The organism is Lactococcus sp. DD01, assembly GCF_001578715.1.
In the GTDB taxonomy this organism is placed as follows: domain Bacteria; phylum Bacillota; class Bacilli; order Lactobacillales; family Streptococcaceae; genus Lactococcus; species Lactococcus petauri.
Window position 1 is genome coordinate 721,778 of sequence record NZ_KQ968939.1, and the last position, 2,807, is coordinate 724,584.

The 2,807-nt window shown below is 36.5% G+C and carries 5 protein-coding genes; 1 reads left to right on the forward strand and 4 read right to left on the reverse strand.

The window, feature by feature from the left end; translation table 11 throughout:
• Positions 1-16: 16 nt before the first annotated feature.
• The 4 genes from LACDD01_RS03510 to LACDD01_RS03520 all read right to left on the reverse strand — a co-directional run bounded on the left by LACDD01_RS03510 (position 17) and on the right by LACDD01_RS03520 (position 2,280).
• Entirely contained in the window at positions 17-1,030 is a 1,014-nt protein-coding gene (locus LACDD01_RS03510; protein ID WP_061413223.1) for an oxygen-dependent tRNA uridine(34) hydroxylase TrhO, read from the reverse strand.
• Between the two features lie 87 nt (positions 1,031-1,117).
• A complete protein-coding gene (locus LACDD01_RS03515) occupies positions 1,118-1,576 on the reverse strand; it encodes a hypothetical protein (RefSeq protein ID WP_061413224.1) in 459 nt (152 codons plus the stop codon).
• Between the two features lie 101 nt (positions 1,577-1,677).
• Positions 1,678-1,836, reverse strand: a complete 159-nt coding sequence (locus tag LACDD01_RS12270; protein ID WP_231863364.1) for a hypothetical protein — start codon at positions 1,834-1,836, stop codon at positions 1,678-1,680.
• Positions 1,837-1,854: 18 nt separating this feature from the next.
• Entirely contained in the window at positions 1,855-2,280 is a 426-nt protein-coding gene (locus tag LACDD01_RS03520; protein WP_231863365.1) for a DUF6287 domain-containing protein, read from the reverse strand.
• 191 nt (positions 2,281-2,471) lie between these two features.
• Between LACDD01_RS03520 and LACDD01_RS03525 the strand changes: the two genes are divergently transcribed.
• Positions 2,472-2,729, forward strand: a complete 258-nt coding sequence (locus LACDD01_RS03525) for a CatA-like O-acetyltransferase (RefSeq protein WP_231863366.1) — start codon at positions 2,472-2,474, stop codon at positions 2,727-2,729.
• The last annotated feature ends 78 nt before the right edge of the window (positions 2,730-2,807 follow it).

The following is a 2,807-nucleotide window of genomic DNA, read 5'->3' on the forward strand; positions in this document are numbered from 1 at the left end:
ATTGCTTTTTTTATTTTTAGCTTCTTCCTTTTGTGAAGAATGTTGGATCCGCTGCACGCTCTGCGATTAAAGCATTGATTTCTTCATCAGATAAACTGAGTTCCTCCACACAGCTTTGTGAACAACAACCTTCAAAGCGCTCTGCACAATTTTTACACTGGATAAATAAACGATGACAAGCTTTATTTTTACAGTTTGTATGCATATCACAAGCTTCACCACATTGTGGACATGTTGAGAGAACATCGTCTGTTATACGTTCTCCCATACGTTCATCAAATACGAAGTTTTTACCGATAAATTCAATCGGTAAGTCTTGTTCTTTAGCTTTACGCGCGTATTCAATAATTCCGCCTTCCACATGGTAAACATTTTCAAAACCTTCATGCTTCATAAAGGCACTGGCTTTTTCACAACGAATTCCGCCTGTACAGTACATGACAATATTTTTATCTTTATCGTCTTTAAGCATATCTGCAGCCATTGGTAACTGCTCACGGAAAGTTGCAGATGGCACCTCTAAGGCATCCTTGAAATGTCCCACTTCGTACTCATAGTGGTTACGCATATCAACAAAGATTGTGTCTTCTTTACCGAGCATTTCGTTCACTTCTTCAGCTTTTAAGTACTGCCCAACATCTGAAGGATCAAACGTTGGATCATCAATACCATCTGCAACAATTTTGTTGCGGACTTTCATGCGTAAGACCCAGAAAGATTTTCCATCATCTTTAATCGCATAGTTCAGACGAAGTCCATCCAGTTCTGGCGCTGTTTGGTAAAGAGTCGTTTTGAACTTTTCTAAATTAGGAGTAGGCACACTGATTTGTGCATTTATTCCTTCTTTCGCAATATAAACACGACCAAAAACTTTTAAATCCTCAAATTTCATGTAAAGATTATCACGAAATTCTTGTGGGTCAGCAATATTAAAATATTTATAAAAAGAAATAGTTGTACGAGGCTCTGTTTCAGCCTCTAAACGTTCTTTTAATTCTTTATTTGAAATTTTATTGTGTAAGATAGTCATATTTCTATGGTAGCATAGCTTTATATTTTTCTTAAGAAATGCGCTTGTGTTTTTTTGCACAAGAGTTGATATAAAAAAGAAACACAATCAAGATTGTGCTTCTTTTTCTTCTTCTTCGGCAAGTTGCTCAAGCTTTTTCATACGACTCATCAGCTGTCTTTCCCCCAAGAGAATGACCAACAATAATAAGCCCCAACCTGCTAAGATTCCCGCTGTACGCATCAAGCCATCGCCACGATAAGTCAAAAAGATACGTTCTGGATGTTCATTATCCACGTAAATTTTGATTTTTGTATCAACAGTGCCCAAGTTTCTAAAGTAAGTATCCAAGGGACGGACTTGGTGACTGACACCTTCAAATGTGTAGTTCACCTCTTTTAATGCTTCATCCCCGCGGACAATCACACCTTGTGTTTCAGTTTTTGTGACGTTTTTATTAGCCATATGAACCCCAGTAAAAAAGAGAGAGCCTGAGATTAATGCTAAGCCAACAACGAGTAAGAGAATTCTTGAAATCCCTTGCAGTATTTTTACCGTATTCTTCATCTATAACCTATATAAATTCTAAACTTTATTTTGATCTCCCCCCTATTATATCAAAATTATCGTTCGGACTCTAGTTAGCTATAATTTATAAGCTTACAAATTTATTTTCTGTAGAAATATTCTTCAGCAGGACTGTTTGACCCACTTTGCACTAAAAGCAGACGTGGCTTAGATGTATCTGATTGATCACCATATGGATTTTTTTCTCCAACCTTTAATGTTTCGATTGCTGCCCCAGCATGTGCTACACCAGTTGCCATTCGAATATTGAGTACTTTTTACCCTGAACTTACAGTATCCACAGTAATTGTCTGTGCCTCTCCATTAAGAGTTGCACTATGGTCTGGGTTAATTATTAAAATATTGCCATTTCCAGCACCCCATGTGCCGGACAGTGTTGTGAAATCATTGTTTAAAATTGCCGCTTCATCCAAATCAACTTCTTGTACCTCTGTACTTGAGTCCGGAGTAACTTCAGTAGAGGTTTCTGGCTCTGAACTTGGTAGCACTTCTTCTGGGCTACTTGTTTCACTTTCTATACTTTTTGTACTTTCAGTAGACACTGAACTTTCGGTCGTTGATGTCTGACTTGTCACCTCTGTTTTTTCTTCTGAAGACTTTGTTTTTGAAGCTTTTTCGGACGAACAAGCAACCAATGTCAATGACATAAGTGCAACACCAGATAATATTATTAATTTTTTCATACTTTTTTACTCCTTGTTTCTATTTTAATACAAAGCCCCAAGAAAAGAAAGCGCGAACAAGTCACTTCCACACAAAATAAAAAAATACTTTTAATTTAGCTGACAGCTGGATAAGCCCTTCAAAATTATAGAAATCTATGATACACTCTAAGGAAGTACTCGCTTGTAATAGTGATTTTTGAGGAGAAACAATGAATTTTAAATATCTTGACATGGCTTCCTATAATCGGCTTTCACATTTTGAATATTTTAAAAGTCTCGCTCAACCTTATGTTGGAGTGACCGTGAACATAAATATTACACAACTTCTTGCAACGATAAAAGAGAATAAGTTACCATTTTTCTTGACCATCTGTTACTGTGTGTCACAAGCAGCAAACGGTGTTTCAGAATTTAAGCAACGTATCGTTGAAGATAAAATTATAGAATTTGATAACTGTCAGACTTAACACACAGTTTCCATAGATGATGACACCTATACTTACTGCAATCTTGATTATACACCTGATTTTGCTGCATTTTTGATC